This window comes from Rhodopseudomonas pentothenatexigens (assembly GCF_900218015.1).
GTDB classification, from domain to species: domain Bacteria; phylum Pseudomonadota; class Alphaproteobacteria; order Rhizobiales; family Xanthobacteraceae; genus Rhodopseudomonas; species Rhodopseudomonas pentothenatexigens.
Genome location: NZ_UFQQ01000004.1, coordinates 1 through 15,214 on the forward strand (window position 1 = coordinate 1; position 15,214 = coordinate 15,214).

Below are 15,214 nucleotides of genomic sequence, written 5' to 3' on the forward strand. Positions count from 1 at the left end.
GCCCGGATAGCCGGTCCAGGGCGTATCGAACTGCGACACCGCCTTACCGAAGGTGAAGCCGGCGAACTGGATGAAGGCGTAGTACACGCCGAGCGTACCGGCGGCGATGCCGTCACCCGTGGTCCAGTTGAAGGTCGCATCGAAGTAGGTGCGAACCACGCCGTACTCGGTCGCGGTGCGGGTATCGATGTTCAGATCCTGACGGGACCGGAAGATGTAGCTGTTGGCGAGGCGGTTCTTCTGGCCGGCGTTGCCGTTCCAGGCCGGCATGTCGTAGGCGGCGCCGCCGAACATCGTCACGTCGGCGCGCAGATAGCCGCCGAGCTTGATGCAGGTGTCGGTGCCCGGGATGTAGTAGAAGCCGGCGCCGTAGATCGAGCAGACCTTCACGTATTCGACGGCCTTCGCCTTCAACGGAAGATCAGCGGCCTGGGCGCTGCCGACGGCGATCACCGCCGCGGCTGTTCCCAGCGCCAGTTGCTTGATGAAGTTCATTGCAACCCTCCAAGGTCAACAAGTGGATGGAGCCGGTTCCTGCGGGCGTCGCCCGAGGTGGCCCTGTGACGCGAAGTTCGCCAGCGCCTCGGCGCGACAGACCTCTCAACGGGACGACTTGTGTTTGCCCCACCCCGTCTGTTGCGGATCATGGTTGATTTCATCACGTTAGCAAATTCATTTATCTACTCAGCAATATGTTTGGCGCGTCACGTTGCATTTGTGCAACAAACGCGTCGCATTGCACAAAACGGCAAGCGTGGGTGTTGCAGGACGGCCAGATACGGTCGTCGCTGCTCGGACGCCTGCCTGGCGAGCTCTGCATCCGCAGCGACCGGTCGACCCGGGATGATGGTGCGCCGGCGTGCACTTCCGACTTCAAGCGGTCGCTGAGTCATGCAATATTTGCTGTGAAGCGCCGTCGCGACGGAGGGTGGGGATTCGCGTCAGTTGAGGTAATGAAGTCCAATTGGCGCCGCAGTGTCGTCTGACAGTTGAAACCTCGCAGCGATGCGCGCGAGCAATCGAAAATCTGTGTACACTGTCAACCTATTTGCGTGAACAAGCTATGCACGAGCAGTCGTGGTCGTGCGGGATGCGTGCCCAACAATGCAGACGAAGAGCAAAGTCGAACACCGCGCTGCGCGCGATTCGACCATCGACCCTGACGTTGCCCGGCGATTCGCAACCACGGTGGCGAGCGTCGCCGTGTATCTCGACGAGATTCGCCACTTCAGGGCCAAGGCCATGGGTATCAGCGGCCCGCAATTCGCGCTGCTGATGGCGGTGATGGATCTGGAACAGGGGGATGGCGTCTCGGTGCGTCATGTCGCCAAGGCCGTCCTGGTCGATCCCTCGTTCATCACCACGCAATCGAAGCTGCTGGAGAAGAAGGGCCTGCTGAGGCGACAGGTGGACGCCGCCGACGCCCGGGTGGTGAAGCTCTCGCTCTCCGACAAGGCCTATAAGCAGATTGCCGGCTTGGCCGCGGAGGAACGCGCCTTGAACAGCTTCGTGTTCGAAGACACCAGCAGCGATAGCCTCGAACGGCTGGTCTCGCAGTTGGCCGACCTGCAGGTCCGGTTCGAAAAGGCGAGCCTCAAGCTCGCCAGCGGCCTATAGGGGCGGCGAAGAATGGCTGATGCTGCCGTTGTCGGTTGGCCCGGGATCCAGATGCTGGCCTAACCAATCAAACACGAAGTCGGCAAGCAGGATTGGATCGTAGCCCGCCAGATTCCAAGGCTCGCCGTGGCCATCGCCGAACACCTCGATCAGAAGATCGCGGCTGTGCGGATGGCGCTCGGCGAGCAGGCGGCGGGCATGCGACGGGTCGATGCCGTCGCTCGCGCGCAACGGCACCAGCATCGGGCAGCGAACCGCGGGTGCACGAGGCGAGCCAAGCATCAGCCCGGGCGCTCCACCGCACGCATTGGTCTGGCGCTCGGTCCACAGCTCCCAGAGCCCGCCATCGCAGACCGCGGCAGCGACGCGGCCATCGAGCGCGACACCTCGCGCGACCATCGATGATGGACTGCCGTCCGAGATCACCGCAATGCGGTCCGGGTCGATCCGGAGGGTGTCGACGATATAGTCGACGATTGCCACGATCGCCGTCTCCGGGCCGGTTCTGAAGGGAGCGGACAGATCTTCTTGGGGCGGAAGATCGACGCACAATAGCGCCATCCCGTGCTGACGCGCTGATCGCAACACCAGCGACAGAATCTCTTCCTTGGTCCGCCGGCACTCGGCCACACACACCACGATCGGCGCCGTGCCGGCCCCCCGCGTGGCGATCGGCAAGTGAAAACAATCAAGCGACCGCCCCTCGAGCCAGGGTATCGTAACTGTTTGTCCCTGCGGATATAAGTTGGTCAGAAATTGCCGCAGGCATTGTCGCGCCAGCGAGCCGAGCCGTTGGTCTTTGCCGTCGGGGCACTGCTCGATCGCCGCGGCCATGAAGTAATTGGCCGCGTGCAGCCAGCTTCTCTGCGCTGCGACGTAGTTGCAGGACCGAGTGGCTTCGTCGGCGCGCCGCCGATGCAAGCTGCCCAATTCTTCCCAGGTACGGCGCCAGCCCGGCCCGTTGCTGGCGCGGATCAGACCAGCCGCGGTGACGCACTCCGAATAAGTCGCGCCATCGGTCTGCGCCACGCACAGCAGGCGGCGGAATTCCGCGCTGTACTCGTCGTGGTCGAGCAGTCCTCGCACGTCGCGATGATCCCGAATGCGGTGGTCCAGTTGCAAGGCCGCAAGCCCCTCCCGCATCTCCTAACCGGCTTCGTTAAATTACTAAGCTGAATCAATAAACGAGTTGTGAGCCGCTGTCACCGGCGAACGAACCGCCGAACCCTTGAGTCGTCGCTGCAGCGCACGCGCGGATGCGCGTCGGCGTGATTGCCAATGAGGGGATGAATACCGCGCCTCTCGCGAAGGCCGGTCAGGAATAATGGTGCCCCTGGCCGGGATCGAACCAGCACTCCTTGCGGAACTCGATTTTGAGTCGAGCGCGTCTACCAGTTCCGCCACAGGGGCCTGCGCAGCCGAGTTCCGGCCACGAAGCGGGCGGACTATAGCGGGCCGGAAGTCGGGGTCAACCCGACGCCAAGCAGCGCTCGCGAGACACCACCGTTTGATCCAACGCAGTCTCGACAGCGGAACGGCACCGCGTTACGACCCGGCGCAGCGTGGAGCCCGCCATGACCGCTGACCTTTCCGCCCCTCCCGGAATTGCCGCCGAGCCCGCCGACGCGGCCAGGATCGCCGCGGGCGTGGCGCTAACGGTGGCGGCCGTCGCCGTGGCGGCGCTCGGTTTGGCTTGGTTCTCTCAGCTCGTGCTGGAGATGGCGCCGTGCAAGCTCTGTCTGGAGCAGCGCTACGCCTATTATCTCGACGTTCCCATCGGGCTGCTGATCGCTTTGGCGGCCTGGCGCCGTGCGCCGGTCTGGCTGCTCGGCGCCGGGCTGGCGGTGCTGGGTCTGATGGCTCTCGGCAACGCTGGTCTGGCCGCCTACCATGCCGGTGTCGAATGGCAGCTCTGGGCGGGGCCGTCTGATTGCAGCGGTCCCCTGCTCGATCTGAGCAAGGCCGGGGGGCTGCTCGCACAGCTCGACAAGGTGAAAGTGGTGCGCTGCGACGAGGTGCAGTGGCGGTTTCTGGGACTGTCCTTCGCCGGCTATAATGTGTTGATGTCGCTGGCGCTTGCGGCTCTCTGCGGCTGGGGTCTTGCCCGGCTGCGGCAGCGCTGAGTCTCAATCGTCGAGATCGTCCGGGCTTTTCCCGAAGAGATGCACGATCCCGGGCGTGACGATCGACACGTAGATGAAACGGGACAAGTGGTGCGCGCCGACGAACACCGGGTCGATGTGCAGTGTCAGCGCCAACGCCATCATCGCATCCATTGCGCCGGGCGCGAACGCCACCACCAGATCGTTGAGCCTGACCGGCGAGATCAGCATGATCGCCACCACGAACATCGCTGAAATTCCGATTGCCACTGCGAACGATCCGAACGCCGCCCCGATATAGCTGACGATGGTGCGCGGCTTGATCGCGCCGAACCGCGCGCCGATCAGCGTCCCGATCCCGACCAGGGCCGCCAGATACGCCCATTCCGGCAGCGTGCCTTCGACCCAACCGGCGCCGTGCAGCACCGACGATCCGAGCATCGCGCCGAACATCCAGCTCGCCGGGAAGTTCACCAGCCGTAGCAGCAGGGCGACGCCGACCGCGACCGCAATCAGGATTGCCAGAACCAGCGGCGTCGCTTCCGGGCCTCGCGAGGGGAGAGCGCCGTGGCCGGTCATGCCGATCAGCGCCAGCAGCATCGGCACCGCGCTGGTGAGAATGATCACCCTCATGACTTGGACGACGGCGATCCCCGGCACATCGGCCTTTCGCTCGGTGGCCAGCATGATGATCTGCGACAGCGCGCCCGGGCTGCCGGCGAGCAATGCCGAGGTGCGGTCCCAGCCGTGGACGCGCTGCAGATAGATGCTGCTGCCAAAGGTGGCACAGAACGTCGCCACCGCAAGCAGGCCGATCGTCACCGGGTAGGAGGCGAGGTTGTGCACCATGGCCGGCGACACTACCGCTCCCAGCGAGACGCCGAGTGCCATCAGCACGATGTGCGACAGCGGCGGCGGCAGCCCCATCTTTCGTCCCGCGAGCCCGGCGGCACCGACCGCAATCATCGCGCCGGTGATCAATCCGCCCGGAAACTGCGCCCAATAGAACAGTGCACCGCCGGCAATGCCGATCGCGATGGTTTCAAGAACTTGAAGGGTCCTGGACCGCCAACTTATGGCGGTCAGCGCGGAATCTGGAGGCACGCGACCTTATTGCAAATCAGAATACCTTCGACAATTGCGTCCCGCGCGCGGTGCCATGCCGGCGGTCGCCGCCGAAAGCGAGCATTGGTAATCGGGTCGCAATTGTCAGTTGCATATCGTCAGATAGAATATCATCGGGATGGGTAGCGAGGAGACCTGACGATGAAGCTTGAAAGTCACGCGACAACCGGGGTGCTGCTGACGGTGGCGGCGTTGCTGACGACCACGCCGGCGCAAGCGCTGACCGCGCAGGAGTGCAGCGCCAAATATCAGGCGGCCAAGGCCGATGGCTCGCTGAACGACCAGAGCTGGAACGACTTCCGCAAGCAGCATTGTGGTGCCGAGGCCGCAGCGTCTCCGAGCGCAGGCGACAGCAAAACGGCCGAGACCAAACCGGCAGATGCCAAGCCGGAGGCCAAGCCTGACGCAAAGCCTGACACGGGCGGAGCGCCAGCCAAGGCCGAGAGCAAAGCCAAGAAGAAGAGCGCGGCCGCGCCGGCCGTGTCCCAGGGACCCGCGGTGTATCCGACCGCCATCGACGCCAAGTTCGCCAAGGAAAAGCCCACGCTCGCCCGACTGCACACCTGCGCGCAGCAGTGGAGGGCCAACAAGGCCGCCAACACCACGGGCGGATTGCGCTGGATTCAGAAGGGCGGCGGTTACTGGAGCGAGTGCAACAAGCGGCTGAAGGGATGATCCGTCAGCCGCGGACGCGAGCGAGGATCCCGTGGTCCGGCCTGTGCCCATGCGGAGGCGCTGGCTGACATCGGCCGCATAGCAGCCGTCCTGCTCTTGCGATTGACAGGTTCCCGCGGAGCCCGCATCGCTGCGGGCGTCTTTCTGGATGAGGGAAACCGATGATCGCCAGTATCGGCCTGATCCTGCTGTGCCAGCTCGCAGGCGAAGTGATCGCGCGCGGGCTCGGCTGGCCGCTGCCGAGCCCGGTGCTGGGCTTGATGTTGCTGTTCGGCCTGCTGGTGGCGCGCGACTACGTCACGCCGTTGGCACGCGGACCGCTCGGTGACGGCGGCGTCGAGGAGGCGTCCAAGGGGATGCTGGCGCATTTGTCGCTGCTGTTCGTTCCGGCGGGCGTGGGCGTGATCCAGCAGCTCGACATGATCACCGCCCACGGTATTGCGATCATGCTGGTGCTGGCCGGGTCGGTGCTGATCACCCTGGTGGTCACGGTGGTGACGTTCGTGGTGGTGGCGCGGCTGCTGTCGATGTGGGTGCCGCGATGAACGCCAACCCGTTCTCGCTGTGGGTGTATCTGTCGCAGACCCCGCTGCTGTGGCTGACCGTGACGCTGCTGGTCTACGCCGCGACCGATGCGGTATCGCAGGCCACCGGGCGCAATCCGCTGGTCAATCCCGTTCTGCACGCCATGTGGATCATCGGCGTGTTCCTGTGGGCGACCGGAACCTCCTACACCACCTATTTCAGCGGCGCCCAGTTCGTGCACTTCCTGCTCGGCCCGGCGACCGTGGCGCTGGCGGTACCGCTGTATGAGAACCGCAAGCTGGTGCTGGCCGCGATCCTGCCGATGGCGCTGGCGCTGGTGGTCGGCTGCGTCACCGCGATCGTCTCGGTGGTGTGGTTGGCGCAGCTTGCCGGGCTGCCGGAGACCGTGGTGCTGTCGCTGGCGCCGAAATCGGTCACCGCGGGCGTCGCGATGGGGATCAGCGAGTCGCTGCATGCCGATCCGTCGCTGACCGCGGTGGCGGTAATCCTGACCGGCATTCTCGGCGCGATCGTCGTCTCACCGCTGATGAACCGGCTCGGCATTCGCGATTACCGCGCGCGCGGCTTCGCGGTCGGCCTCGCCTCGCATGGCATCGGCACCGCGCGGGCATTCCAGGTCGACGCCATCGCGGGCGTGTTCGCCGGCATCGCGATGAGCCTGAACGCGCTGATCACCGCGCTGCTGGTGCCGGTCCTGGTCACGCTGCTGGTGCGCTGAGTTCGGCGCGCGCCCTCGCCGCAGCGTGATTTGCCGCCGTCGCAACCGCCGCGTTACGCTTTGCGCGTCAATCATCCCCCTGAGGATGTCGCCGATGTCCGATGTTTCAGTGGGGCCTGCCTCGTACGTGGCGGCCCCGCCGCTGCGCTGGTCGGTGCCGCGTCCTGTCGTGGCGATTGTGGCCGCGCTGATCGCGGTAACCGCCGCGATCCTGGCCTCGCCCGATGCGGCCACCGCGGCGCGCGCCCAGAGCGATGCCGAACTGGTATTGCTGCTGCGGTTCATGGCCGGCGTGAAGGCATTGCTGGCGCTGGCTGCGCTCGGCGCGGTGGTATGGCGGCTCGGCTATCCCGCGTCGCCCGTGACGAGTGCAGCCTACGTGCTCGCGCCCGCCCTAATGCTTGCGGCGCCGCTGCTGATCTGGCAGATCGCCCCGACCGCGCTCGGCGCCGGGCTGTTTCATGGCGGCTTGGCGCTGCTGCTGCTCGCTTTGTTTGCCGACCGCGGCCAGACCTCGGAATTGGTCCGGCGCAAACTGCTGGCTCGGCGGACGGTCTGAGCGCTACGCCGCCGGCCCCTCGAGCCAATCGAGCAGCGCCACGTTGGCCTCGCGCGGGTAGCTGTGACTGAGATCGGCGATCTCGCGGTAGCTGACCTCGGCGCCGGCCGAGACCAGCGATTCGTGGGCCTGTCGGGCCACCTCGACCGGAAACATCCAGTCGTGGCGGCCGTGCACGATCTGGATCGGCAGCCCGCGCAGCCGCGCGACGTCCGCGGCGCCGGCGAGCAGCGGATGGAAGCTGGCAGCGATCGGCGCCAGATGGGTGAACGGCGAGTCGCTGACGAGGCCCGAGACGTAGCAGAACGTGCCGCCGTCGCTGAGGCCGGTCAGCAGCAGCCGCGACGGATCGACCCGCCAATGCCCTCGCACCTCGTCGAGGATGCGGGCCAGATTCGGCGAATCGACATCGTCGCCCATCAGCGCCCAGGTCCGCCCCATCGCGGTCGGCGCCACCACGATCGCGCCGCGGCTGCGGGCGTCCCGCAGCCAGCTCCACAGGAACAGCCGGCCGTGACCGCTGCCGCCGTGCAGCGCCATCACCAGCGGCCACTCCCGGTCCGGGTCGTAATATTCCGGCACGTAGAGCGAATAGCCGCCGCGGCTGCCGGGTTCGTTGAACCGGTGAAACACCCCGCTGTCCGGATGCTTCGGCTGTGTCAGCCGCGCCAGCAGTGCCTCGTTCTGCTGGCTGGCCGGATCGAGGAAGAAGCTCGACACCGGCGGCAGATTGGCCGCGAGCGGATACAGCGCTTCCAGCGCCTGCGGCAGATGTCGCAGCGCGCGGAACACGTCTGCCAAATCGCCCTGGCCTGCATCCACCGCGCGCAGGCCCGCAAACGCCATGAGCGCCTGCTCGCCGGCGATCTGGAGCGGGCTGCGCAGATGGGCGAACGTCTCCGGCCAGCCGGCGAGCCGTGGCAGCCCGGCGCGCAACGCGTCCTCCGGCGTGCCGGCGAGCTGCATCAGATCGCTGAATTCCGGCGGATGCAGATAGCGCGCGACGAAACCGAGCGATTCGAGGGTCTGCAGCAGCGGCGGCAGCAGAGCCACGATGTCGTCCACCACGGTTTCGCTCATCGTGACCTCCCGATTGCAGACCAGCGGGGTACGACGATCGAAATCGGCGCAGCCGCAAGGCGCCGAGAGTGGCAGTCGACAGCGGCGATGCAACCGCAAATCGTCGGGGCCAACAACAACGCCGCGCGACCGGGGTCGCGCGGCGCAGATCAGTTCGGCGACTGGTTCGGCTCAGGCCGCTCGTACCGTTTCGAGGAACCGAGCGACCTCGTCCCTGAGCTTGTTGCTGTCCTGCGACAGCGATTTCGCCGCCGACAGAACCTGGCCCGAAGCCGTGCCGGTCTCGGTCGCGCCGCGCTGGACATCGGTGATGTTGGAGGACACCTGCTGGGTTCCGTGCGCCGCCTGCTGCACGTTGCGCGAGATCTCCTGGGTGGCGGCGCCCTGTTCCTCGACCGCAGACGCGATGGTGGAGGCGATCTCCGACATCCGGCCGATGGTCTGACCGATCTCCTTGATGGCCGACACCGACTGATCGGTCGCGGCCTGAATGCCGGCGATCTGCTGTCCGATCTCGCCGGTGGCTTTCGCGGTCTGCTCGGCGAGCGCCTTCACTTCGCTGGCCACGACCGCGAAGCCGCGGCCGGCTTCACCGGCACGGGCGGCCTCGATGGTGGCGTTGAGTGCCAGCAGATTGGTCTGCCCGGCGATGGTGTTGATCAGCTCCACCACGTCGCCGATTCGAGCTGCGGCGGTCGACAGCATCCCGACGCTGTCGTTGGTCTTGCGGGCCTGATCGACTGCATCGTTCGCAATCCTGGCCGACTCCTGCACCTGCCGGCTGATCTCGGAGATCGAGGACGACATTTCCTCCGTCGCCGACGCCACCGATTGAACGTTGGCCGAGGCTTGTTCGGATGCCGCCGCCACCGCGGTCGTCAATTCCTCGGCGTGTCCGGCAGTGGCGGTCAGCGTTCCGGCGGATGCTTCGAGTTCGGTCGACGCCGACGACACCGTCTCGACGATCTGGCCGATCGCGGCTTCGAACTGACGGGTCGCAGCGTCGACGCGCTGTCCGCGCGCGATCTTGGCTTCGGCCTCGTGCGCCGCGGCTTCGTCGGCGGCCTTCTTGGCGATCAGGGCTTCCTTGAAGACCTGCAGCGAATCCGCCATGGCGCCGATTTCGGTGCTGACACCGCGATAGGGCACGTCGGCCGAGAGATCGCCCTGTCCCAGCGCCTGCATCGGCTTGATGATCGAGCCGATGCCGGAGCTGATATCGCGGATCACCATCACGCTGGCGATGACACCGACTGTGATCGCCAGGCCGAGGATCGTCATCACGATGAAGAACGCCGAGCTGTAGGTCGCGGCGGCCGTGGCACTGGCATCGCTCGCGCCTTTGTTGTTCAGCGCGATGTCCTTCTGCATCACAGCATCCATCTGATTTGCGAGCGGATTCAGAGTGCCCGACAGCAGGTTCACGCCCTCGATCGAGATCTGGCCATCGTGGCTCTTGCGTGAAACATCGAGCAATTTTGGCGCAGCGGCTTTGTATTTGTCCCAGAGCTCGACCCAATCCTGATAGATTTGTCGTTCCTCCGGCGACGAAATCAGCGCCTCATAGGCCTTCTGCTCGGTCTTGATCTTTTCCTCGATGGTCGCGATCTGCTTCTCCAGCTTGGCCATCGCGTCGTTGTTGGTCTCCAGCAAGTGATCGCGAAGTCTCATCCGGTAGTAGAGAACATCCGTCCGCATTTCGCCCAGAAGCGTCACCGTCGGCAGCCAGTTGGTGGTGATCTCCGTGGTATTGGCGTTGATCGAACTCAACCTGAGCAGGCTGACCGCGCCGAGCCCCGACAACGCGATCAGAAGCATCGCGACGAGCGACGTGATTTTGGTTCGGATCGAGATTTTTGACAGCATGGCCTGATTTCCAATTGCCCGAAGGCTTGACGATCTTTGGACGCAAGCGGCTGCCCCCGGCCGGCAAACAATATTGACGGCTGTGGCGTCGACCGATGTCGTCGCGTGCGAAGAAGCTTTGGATGGGTCTGCTTGTTGCAACGTTAATTCGGAACTCCGTATCAATACGGGGCATGATTGCGGCGGACGCTTCCACCACCGAACAGTCCCAAGGCCGACCGTGGATGTGACAAAGGCCGGGTCGGCGCTCATGGACGTGAGCCGGAGGCGCAGATCGCACGAACCGGTACTTTTACTGGCTGCGCCAGTTGTGTAAGTCAGCCAGAGCCAAAGCAGTCTCGACCGTTATGCGAAACGACGTCGTGAAGGGAACGCGGGGAATGCGCGCCTCTGAGAACAGCTTCTTTATTCTGCTGCTGATCGGGGCGACCGTCCTGTTCGGGTGGATCCTGTGGCCGCTGTACAGCGCGGTGCTGTGGGGCATGGTGATCGCGATCCTGTTCGCGCCGCTGAACCGTGGCCTCAACCGCGCCTTCGGCTTCCGCCGCAACCTGGCGGCGCTGACCTCGGTGACCATCATCGTGCTGATGGTGCTGCTGCCGCTGTCGCTGCTCGGCGCGGCATTGGCGCGGGAAGCGGCCGCGACCTACACCAAGATCGAATCCGGGAATCTCGATCTGCTGAACACGCTCCGCGACTTGCTTGCGGCCCGGCCGGACTGGATCGGCGATCTGCTGAGCCGGTTCGGCGTCGGCAGCCTGGCGGATCTGCAGCAGCGGCTGTCGGCGGTGCTGCTGCGCGGCAGCCAGTATCTGGCCGGACAGGCGCTGGACTTCGGCCAGAGCACTTTCGACTTCACCGTCAATCTGTTCGTGATGGTGTATCTGCTGTTCTTCCTGCTGCGGGACGGAGACCTGTTGGCCGGGCGCATCCGCCGCGCCACGCCGCTTGGAGTCGATCACCAGACCCAATTGCTCGACAAGTTCACCGTGGTGATCCGCGCCACCGTGAAGGGCAACATGCTGATCGCCCTGATCCAGGGATCGCTGGGCGGCCTCGCCTTTTATGTGCTCGGGATCAGCGGCGCGCTGATGTGGGCGGTGGTGATGGCGTTCCTGTCGCTGCTGCCGGCGGTCGGTGCCGGCATCGTCTGGCTGCCGATGGCCCTGTATCTGATCGCCACCGGCTCGATCTGGCAAGGCGTCGGGCTGATCGTCTGGGGTGCGCTGGTGATCGGCATGGTCGACAATTTCCTGCGCCCGATCCTGGTCGGCAAGGATACCCGGATGCCGGACTATGTGGTGCTGATCTCCACCCTGGGCGGCCTGGAAGTGTTCGGGCTGAACGGCTTCGTGATCGGCCCGGTGATCGCCGCGATGTTCATCGCCACCTGGGACATCTATTCGGCGGCGCGCCAGGATGCGGGGGACACCCCGACGATCGGCTCCGGCGCAGCGGAGGCAGAGTCGGCGGCGCCCCCGGTTCGCAGCGATCGCGGCGCGACGCCGGTCGCCTAGTCTAGATCCCGAACCAGGGCTGCAGCAGCCTGGCGAACCGGCCCTTGAACCGCAACGGCGCGTCTGTGACGGCGAGGCAGATGCAGTCACCGTCCAGGCCGGCGCGGGGCTGGTGTTCGGTGTCCTCGTCGGTCTCGGCGACGTCGCCCCGTGTCATCGACAGATGGCGGTCGTGCAGCGATCCGTGCAGCACCAAGGTCAGCTCGCGCCCGGAATGGCCGTGCTCCGGCACCTGCGTCCCGGCCTCGAACCGCAGCATCCGGGCGCGCGGCCGGCATCCTGGAATGTCGATGACGATCTGTTGCACCCGCGGTGCCAGCCGGCTCCAGCGCAGGCCGGAGAGATCAGTGCCCAGATAGCTGCGCAGCGGTTCGGGGATCGCCATATCGGAGCGTGGCCGCAGCGCCGTTGCGGGTGGCGCCGATGGCGTCGCCGGTCCGCCCTGGGTCCGCGCCAGCACGCTCTGCCACAGGTCCGGCGTCACCTCCGCCGCCGGCAGCGCATCGAGCATTTCGCCGCCGAGCGCATCGGCGGCGGCGGCGCGGGTGCGGCAGTGCGGGCACAGCGCCAGATGGGTGGCGACCAGCAGGCTCGAGGCTTCGTCCAGCGTGCCGGCGGCGTAGCTCAGCAGCAGATCGTCGCTGATGTGATGGCGGACCGTCATCGCAGGTCTCCCGCCGGCAGGTTCAGCGCTGCCCGCAGCTTGCCGAAGGCGAGCCGGATCCGCGACTTCACGGTGCCGACCGGCAGACCGAGCTGCTCGGCGATCGCGCTGTGCGATTGGTCTTCGTAGAACGACAGCATCAACACACTCTTCTCGTTGAACGACAGCGTTTCCATCACGTCGCGCACGCGCTGCTCGGTCTCGGTGCGCTCCAGCCGGCGGTCGGGCGGCTCCTCGTCGTCGGGTACGAACGCCGGATCGTTGGGGTCGAAGCTCGGCCGCTTGGCCTGCCGCAGCCGGTCGATGCTGAGGTTGCGCGCGATGGTGAAGATCCAGGTCGAGGCCGACGCTCGCGCCGGATCGAATTGCGCGGCGCTGCGCCAGACCGCCACCAGCGTCTCCTGGGTGATCTCTTCGGCCAGTGCCGGATCGCCGCCGCGCCGCGCGAAGTACGATTTCAGGCGCGGCGCGAAGTGGCGAAACAGCGTCTCGAACGCGGCACGGTCCTGCACGGCCGCGATGCGGACGATACAGTCCGCCATCTCCGCCGATGACGGGCGTGGACCGTCGCGCAATTGATCCATGACGACCGCTCCGTTGCCGGGCGCGCACCGATCCGCAACACCGCCGTGAGGTGCACGCTCTGAACGCTGCAGCCTAACGCGGGACGCGGCGATACGGAGCGCGCCATGTGTCGCGCTCACATGCTCGCGAGTAGTAATCAGGTAGTCGCACGCGACGGGCGACTCTGGTGTGCGGAGAATCATGTGCAGCGAGAGCGCGATCGGATCGATTGCATTTGCTCTGATACGAACCAGACGTTCGTTTGGATCACCGCATCCGACAAAAAATCGCATGCGGCAACCGAGCGCATCGGCCGCGCCGGGGCTCACGTGGCTGTGAGGGCGAGACAGTGATCCGTCGGCGCCGCCGTTTCGTAAACAGCGTGCTAACAGCCAACGGGAGGTTTGGTCATGTCGATGTTTCGGAAAATGAACGGGATGGAAGCCGCGGTGGTTGGCGGTGTGCTGCTGATGACGCTGGCGCCGCTGGTGCCCTACGCGCTGCTCGGCTGATCTTCGGCGAAGCAAGCTGACAGTTCGAGCGAACCCGGCCTTTGTTGGTGGGCCTGCCGGCGATGCCCGCAGGCCCACCTCGCGCGGATCGTTCTCGGCAATCAGTGTCCGCGCCGAAACGTCACAAATTGAAAGCGCTGCTCGGCGCCCCACGGCGTTGCATGAATCTCGCGGCGACTGTCGATCAGTTCGAATTCCGGGCCGAACTCACGTTGCAGGCCGTCGGCATCGTAGCGCATCACCTTCAGGCCGCTGCAACGCTCCGGACCATCGGACGCGAAGGTGCCGATGATCGCATAGCCACCCCGTGCCACCGCACGCGTCAGTCGCTCGCGGTATGACACGCGATCCGAATCAGCGGTGAGAAAATGAAATGCGGCGCGGTCGTGCCACAGCGCGTAAGATCGTTTCGGCTGCCACTCGGTAATGTCCGCCACGATCCAATCGACTGCCGCGGCGCGTTCGCCGAGACGTTTCCGGGTCGCCGTGAGCGCTGCCGCCGACAGGTCGAGCACCGTCAGGTCGCGGTGGCCGCGGTCGAACAGGTGATCGACCAGCCGTGACGCGCCGCCGCCGACATCGATGATCGCCGCCTCCGGCGCCAGTTCCAGATCTGCGATCAGCTCCAGCGAGATCGTCGGCGTATCCTGAAACCAGGATACGTCCTGCTCGTTCTTGGTGGCATAAACGGTCTGCCAGTGATCGGTCATCTGCCCTCCTTGCCGGCGAGTGTCTGGACCAGCGCGATGAACTGACGCGCCAACGGGTTGTTGTCGCCGGTCGTCAGCGCGTGGACATCGGCTGAAATCGGCGGGCCGGCGATTGGCCGATACGCGACGTCGGGATGCGCCAGCCTGCTGACGAATTCCGGGATGATGGCGATGCCGAGACCTGCGGCAACCAGGCTCGTCAATGACGCCGACTCGATCGCCTGATGGGTGACGCGCGGCGCGTAGCCCGCTTCGAAGCAGCACTGCCACAGATATTTTGCAAACAGCGAGTCCTCGAGCCGCAGGAACACGAAGCTCTCGTCCCGGAGATCCGCCAGCGTCACCTTCCTGGCCGATAGGGCGTGGCCCTTCGGCAGCACCAGCCGGACCGATTCCCGCCACGCCAGTTCGCTGGTGATCTCCGCATCCTGCGGCGGACAGCGCAGGAAGCTCACATCGGTCTGGCCGGATTTCAACGCCGTGACCTGCCGGTCGGGCGACATCTCGTGGATGCGGAGATCGACGTTCGGGTAGTTGAGCGCAAACTGCTGGATCGCCCGTCCCAGCGGGCCGGTGAGCACTGATCCGGTCAGTCCGACATTGAGAATGCCGGCGGTGCCGGCACCGATCGAGCGGGCGCGCTGCACGGCGGTTTCGGCCCGCTCCAGAATCGCGAGCGCCTGCTTCAGAAAATCCTCGCCGGCGCGGGTCAGCGCGACGCGGCGCGTGGTCCGCTCGAACAGCGGGGTGCCGATCTCGGCCTCCAGATCCCTGATCTGCTGGCTGAGCGGCGGCTGGGCGACGCCGAGGCTGTCGGCAGCCGCGGTGAAATTCAGGTGCCGCGCCACGGCGGCGAAATAGCGAAGATGGCGGATTTCCATGGCCAAATAATATGTCAAACGTCTCAATCGAGACAGATGAAATATTTGACGTCTAGAAACTCAGCAGTGATTGTTTCG

Annotated in this window: 16 protein-coding genes and 1 tRNA gene; 7 read left to right on the forward strand and 10 right to left on the reverse strand. The window is 65.5% G+C overall.

All coding sequences use genetic code 11. From position 1 onward, the window contains the following. Positions 1–495: porin (locus DWA33_RS04140; protein WP_147270219.1), on the reverse strand; the 495-nt coding region annotated here is incomplete at its 3' end. Between the two features lie 582 nt (positions 496–1,077). On the opposite strand from DWA33_RS04140, the gene DWA33_RS04145 reads away from it, so the two are divergent. Then, the gene (locus DWA33_RS04145; protein WP_244601194.1) at positions 1,078–1,617 is read left to right on the forward strand and encodes a MarR family winged helix-turn-helix transcriptional regulator; all 540 of its coding nucleotides are present in this window, start codon (positions 1,078–1,080) and stop codon (positions 1,615–1,617) included. Here the strand turns inward: DWA33_RS04145 and DWA33_RS04150 are convergent. Both DWA33_RS04150 and DWA33_RS04155 read right to left on the reverse strand, forming a co-directional pair. Further along, positions 1,612–2,760, reverse strand: coding sequence for an alpha/beta hydrolase family protein (locus DWA33_RS04150; RefSeq protein ID WP_244601195.1), 1,149 nt, complete (start codon positions 2,758–2,760; stop codon positions 1,612–1,614). The genes DWA33_RS04145 and DWA33_RS04150 overlap by 6 nt on opposite strands. A 182-nt stretch (positions 2,761–2,942) precedes the next feature. Then, positions 2,943–3,027: transfer RNA gene (locus DWA33_RS04155), tRNA-Leu, on the reverse strand. Positions 3,028–3,191: 164 nt separating this feature from the next. On the opposite strand from DWA33_RS04155, the gene DWA33_RS04160 reads away from it, so the two are divergent. Next, positions 3,192–3,740, forward strand: coding sequence for a disulfide bond formation protein B (locus tag DWA33_RS04160; RefSeq protein WP_114356844.1), 549 nt, complete (start codon positions 3,192–3,194; stop codon positions 3,738–3,740). A gap of 3 nt (positions 3,741–3,743) precedes the next feature. Here DWA33_RS04160 and DWA33_RS04165 read toward each other — a convergent pair whose 3' ends face one another. Continuing rightward, a complete protein-coding gene (locus DWA33_RS04165; RefSeq protein ID WP_167443120.1) occupies positions 3,744–4,823 on the reverse strand; it encodes an AbrB family transcriptional regulator in 1,080 nt (359 codons plus the stop codon). A gap of 162 nt (positions 4,824–4,985) precedes the next feature. Here DWA33_RS04165 and DWA33_RS04170 point away from each other — a divergent pair, with 162 nt between their 5' ends. The 4 genes from DWA33_RS04170 (at position 4,986) to DWA33_RS04185 (ending at position 7,342) form a co-directional block, all read left to right on the forward strand. Then, complete coding sequence (locus DWA33_RS04170; protein WP_114356845.1) at positions 4,986–5,519, forward strand: hypothetical protein; 534 nt, start codon at positions 4,986–4,988, stop codon at positions 5,517–5,519. A 161-nt stretch (positions 5,520–5,680) separates the two neighbouring features. Further along, positions 5,681–6,064, forward strand: coding sequence for a CidA/LrgA family protein (locus DWA33_RS04175; protein WP_114356846.1), 384 nt, complete (start codon positions 5,681–5,683; stop codon positions 6,062–6,064). Beyond that, positions 6,061–6,783: an LrgB family protein gene (locus DWA33_RS04180; RefSeq protein WP_011156113.1), complete on the forward strand. Its 723-nt coding sequence runs from the start codon at positions 6,061–6,063 to the stop codon at positions 6,781–6,783. Before DWA33_RS04175 ends, DWA33_RS04180 begins: the two co-directional genes overlap by 4 nt. Before the next feature lie 85 nt (positions 6,784–6,868). Next, a complete protein-coding gene (locus DWA33_RS04185) occupies positions 6,869–7,342 on the forward strand; it encodes a hypothetical protein (protein ID WP_244601196.1) in 474 nt (157 codons plus the stop codon). 3 nt (positions 7,343–7,345) lie between these two features. On the opposite strand, the gene DWA33_RS04190 is transcribed toward DWA33_RS04185, so the two are convergent. Both DWA33_RS04190 and DWA33_RS04195 read right to left on the reverse strand, forming a co-directional pair. Beyond that, positions 7,346–8,422 carry a carboxylesterase family protein gene (locus DWA33_RS04190; protein WP_114356847.1) on the reverse strand — a complete coding sequence of 359 codons (1,077 nt, stop codon included), beginning with the start codon at positions 8,420–8,422 and terminating at the stop codon, positions 7,346–7,348. A gap of 171 nt (positions 8,423–8,593) precedes the next feature. Continuing rightward, entirely contained in the window at positions 8,594–10,288 is a 1,695-nt protein-coding gene (locus DWA33_RS04195; protein ID WP_114356848.1) for a methyl-accepting chemotaxis protein, read from the reverse strand. 380 nt (positions 10,289–10,668) lie between these two features. On the opposite strand from DWA33_RS04195, the gene DWA33_RS04200 reads away from it, so the two are divergent. Next, complete coding sequence (locus tag DWA33_RS04200) at positions 10,669–11,805, forward strand: AI-2E family transporter (protein ID WP_114356849.1); 1,137 nt, start codon at positions 10,669–10,671, stop codon at positions 11,803–11,805. 1 nt (position 11,806) lies between these two features. Here the strand turns inward: DWA33_RS04200 and DWA33_RS04205 are convergent, their stop codons facing one another. The 4 genes from DWA33_RS04205 to DWA33_RS04220 form a co-directional block, all read right to left on the reverse strand. Beyond that, the gene (locus DWA33_RS04205; protein WP_114356850.1) at positions 11,807–12,469 is read right to left on the reverse strand and encodes a ChrR family anti-sigma-E factor; all 663 of its coding nucleotides are present in this window, start codon (positions 12,467–12,469) and stop codon (positions 11,807–11,809) included. After that, entirely contained in the window at positions 12,466–13,053 is a 588-nt protein-coding gene (locus DWA33_RS04210) for a sigma-70 family RNA polymerase sigma factor (protein ID WP_114356851.1), read from the reverse strand. Before DWA33_RS04210 ends, DWA33_RS04205 begins: the two co-directional genes overlap by 4 nt. Positions 13,054–13,646: 593 nt before the next feature. Next, a complete protein-coding gene (locus tag DWA33_RS04215; protein WP_114356852.1) occupies positions 13,647–14,255 on the reverse strand; it encodes a class I SAM-dependent methyltransferase in 609 nt (202 codons plus the stop codon). Continuing rightward, positions 14,252–15,136, reverse strand: coding sequence for a LysR family transcriptional regulator (locus DWA33_RS04220; protein ID WP_114356853.1), 885 nt, complete (start codon positions 15,134–15,136; stop codon positions 14,252–14,254). The genes DWA33_RS04215 and DWA33_RS04220 overlap by 4 nt, the downstream gene beginning before the upstream one ends. Positions 15,137–15,214 lie beyond the last annotated feature (78 nt).

Excerpts from the sequence above, each read along its gene's own strand:
- DWA33_RS04150 (WP_244601195.1), bottom strand. The coding sequence starts at position 2,760 with ATGCGGGAGGGGCTTGCGGCCTTGCAACTGGACCACCGCATTCGGGAT.
- DWA33_RS04160 (WP_114356844.1), top strand. The coding sequence starts at position 3,192 with ATGACCGCTGACCTTTCCGCCCCTCCCGGAATTGCCGCCGAGCCCGCC.
- DWA33_RS04170 (WP_114356845.1), top strand. The coding sequence starts at position 4,986 with ATGAAGCTTGAAAGTCACGCGACAACCGGGGTGCTGCTGACGGTGGCG.
- DWA33_RS04175 (WP_114356846.1), top strand. The coding sequence starts at position 5,681 with ATGATCGCCAGTATCGGCCTGATCCTGCTGTGCCAGCTCGCAGGCGAA.
- DWA33_RS04180 (WP_011156113.1), top strand. The coding sequence starts at position 6,061 with ATGAACGCCAACCCGTTCTCGCTGTGGGTGTATCTGTCGCAGACCCCG.
- DWA33_RS04185 (WP_244601196.1), top strand. The coding sequence starts at position 6,869 with ATGTCGCCGATGTCCGATGTTTCAGTGGGGCCTGCCTCGTACGTGGCG.
- DWA33_RS04190 (WP_114356847.1), bottom strand. The coding sequence starts at position 8,422 with ATGAGCGAAACCGTGGTGGACGACATCGTGGCTCTGCTGCCGCCGCTG.
- DWA33_RS04195 (WP_114356848.1), bottom strand. The coding sequence starts at position 10,288 with ATGCTGTCAAAAATCTCGATCCGAACCAAAATCACGTCGCTCGTCGCG.
- DWA33_RS04200 (WP_114356849.1), top strand. The coding sequence starts at position 10,669 with ATGCGCGCCTCTGAGAACAGCTTCTTTATTCTGCTGCTGATCGGGGCG.
- DWA33_RS04205 (WP_114356850.1), bottom strand. The coding sequence starts at position 12,469 with ATGACGGTCCGCCATCACATCAGCGACGATCTGCTGCTGAGCTACGCC.
- DWA33_RS04210 (WP_114356851.1), bottom strand. The coding sequence starts at position 13,053 with ATGGATCAATTGCGCGACGGTCCACGCCCGTCATCGGCGGAGATGGCG.
- DWA33_RS04215 (WP_114356852.1), bottom strand. The coding sequence starts at position 14,255 with ATGACCGATCACTGGCAGACCGTTTATGCCACCAAGAACGAGCAGGAC.
- DWA33_RS04220 (WP_114356853.1), bottom strand. The coding sequence starts at position 15,136 with ATGGAAATCCGCCATCTTCGCTATTTCGCCGCCGTGGCGCGGCACCTG.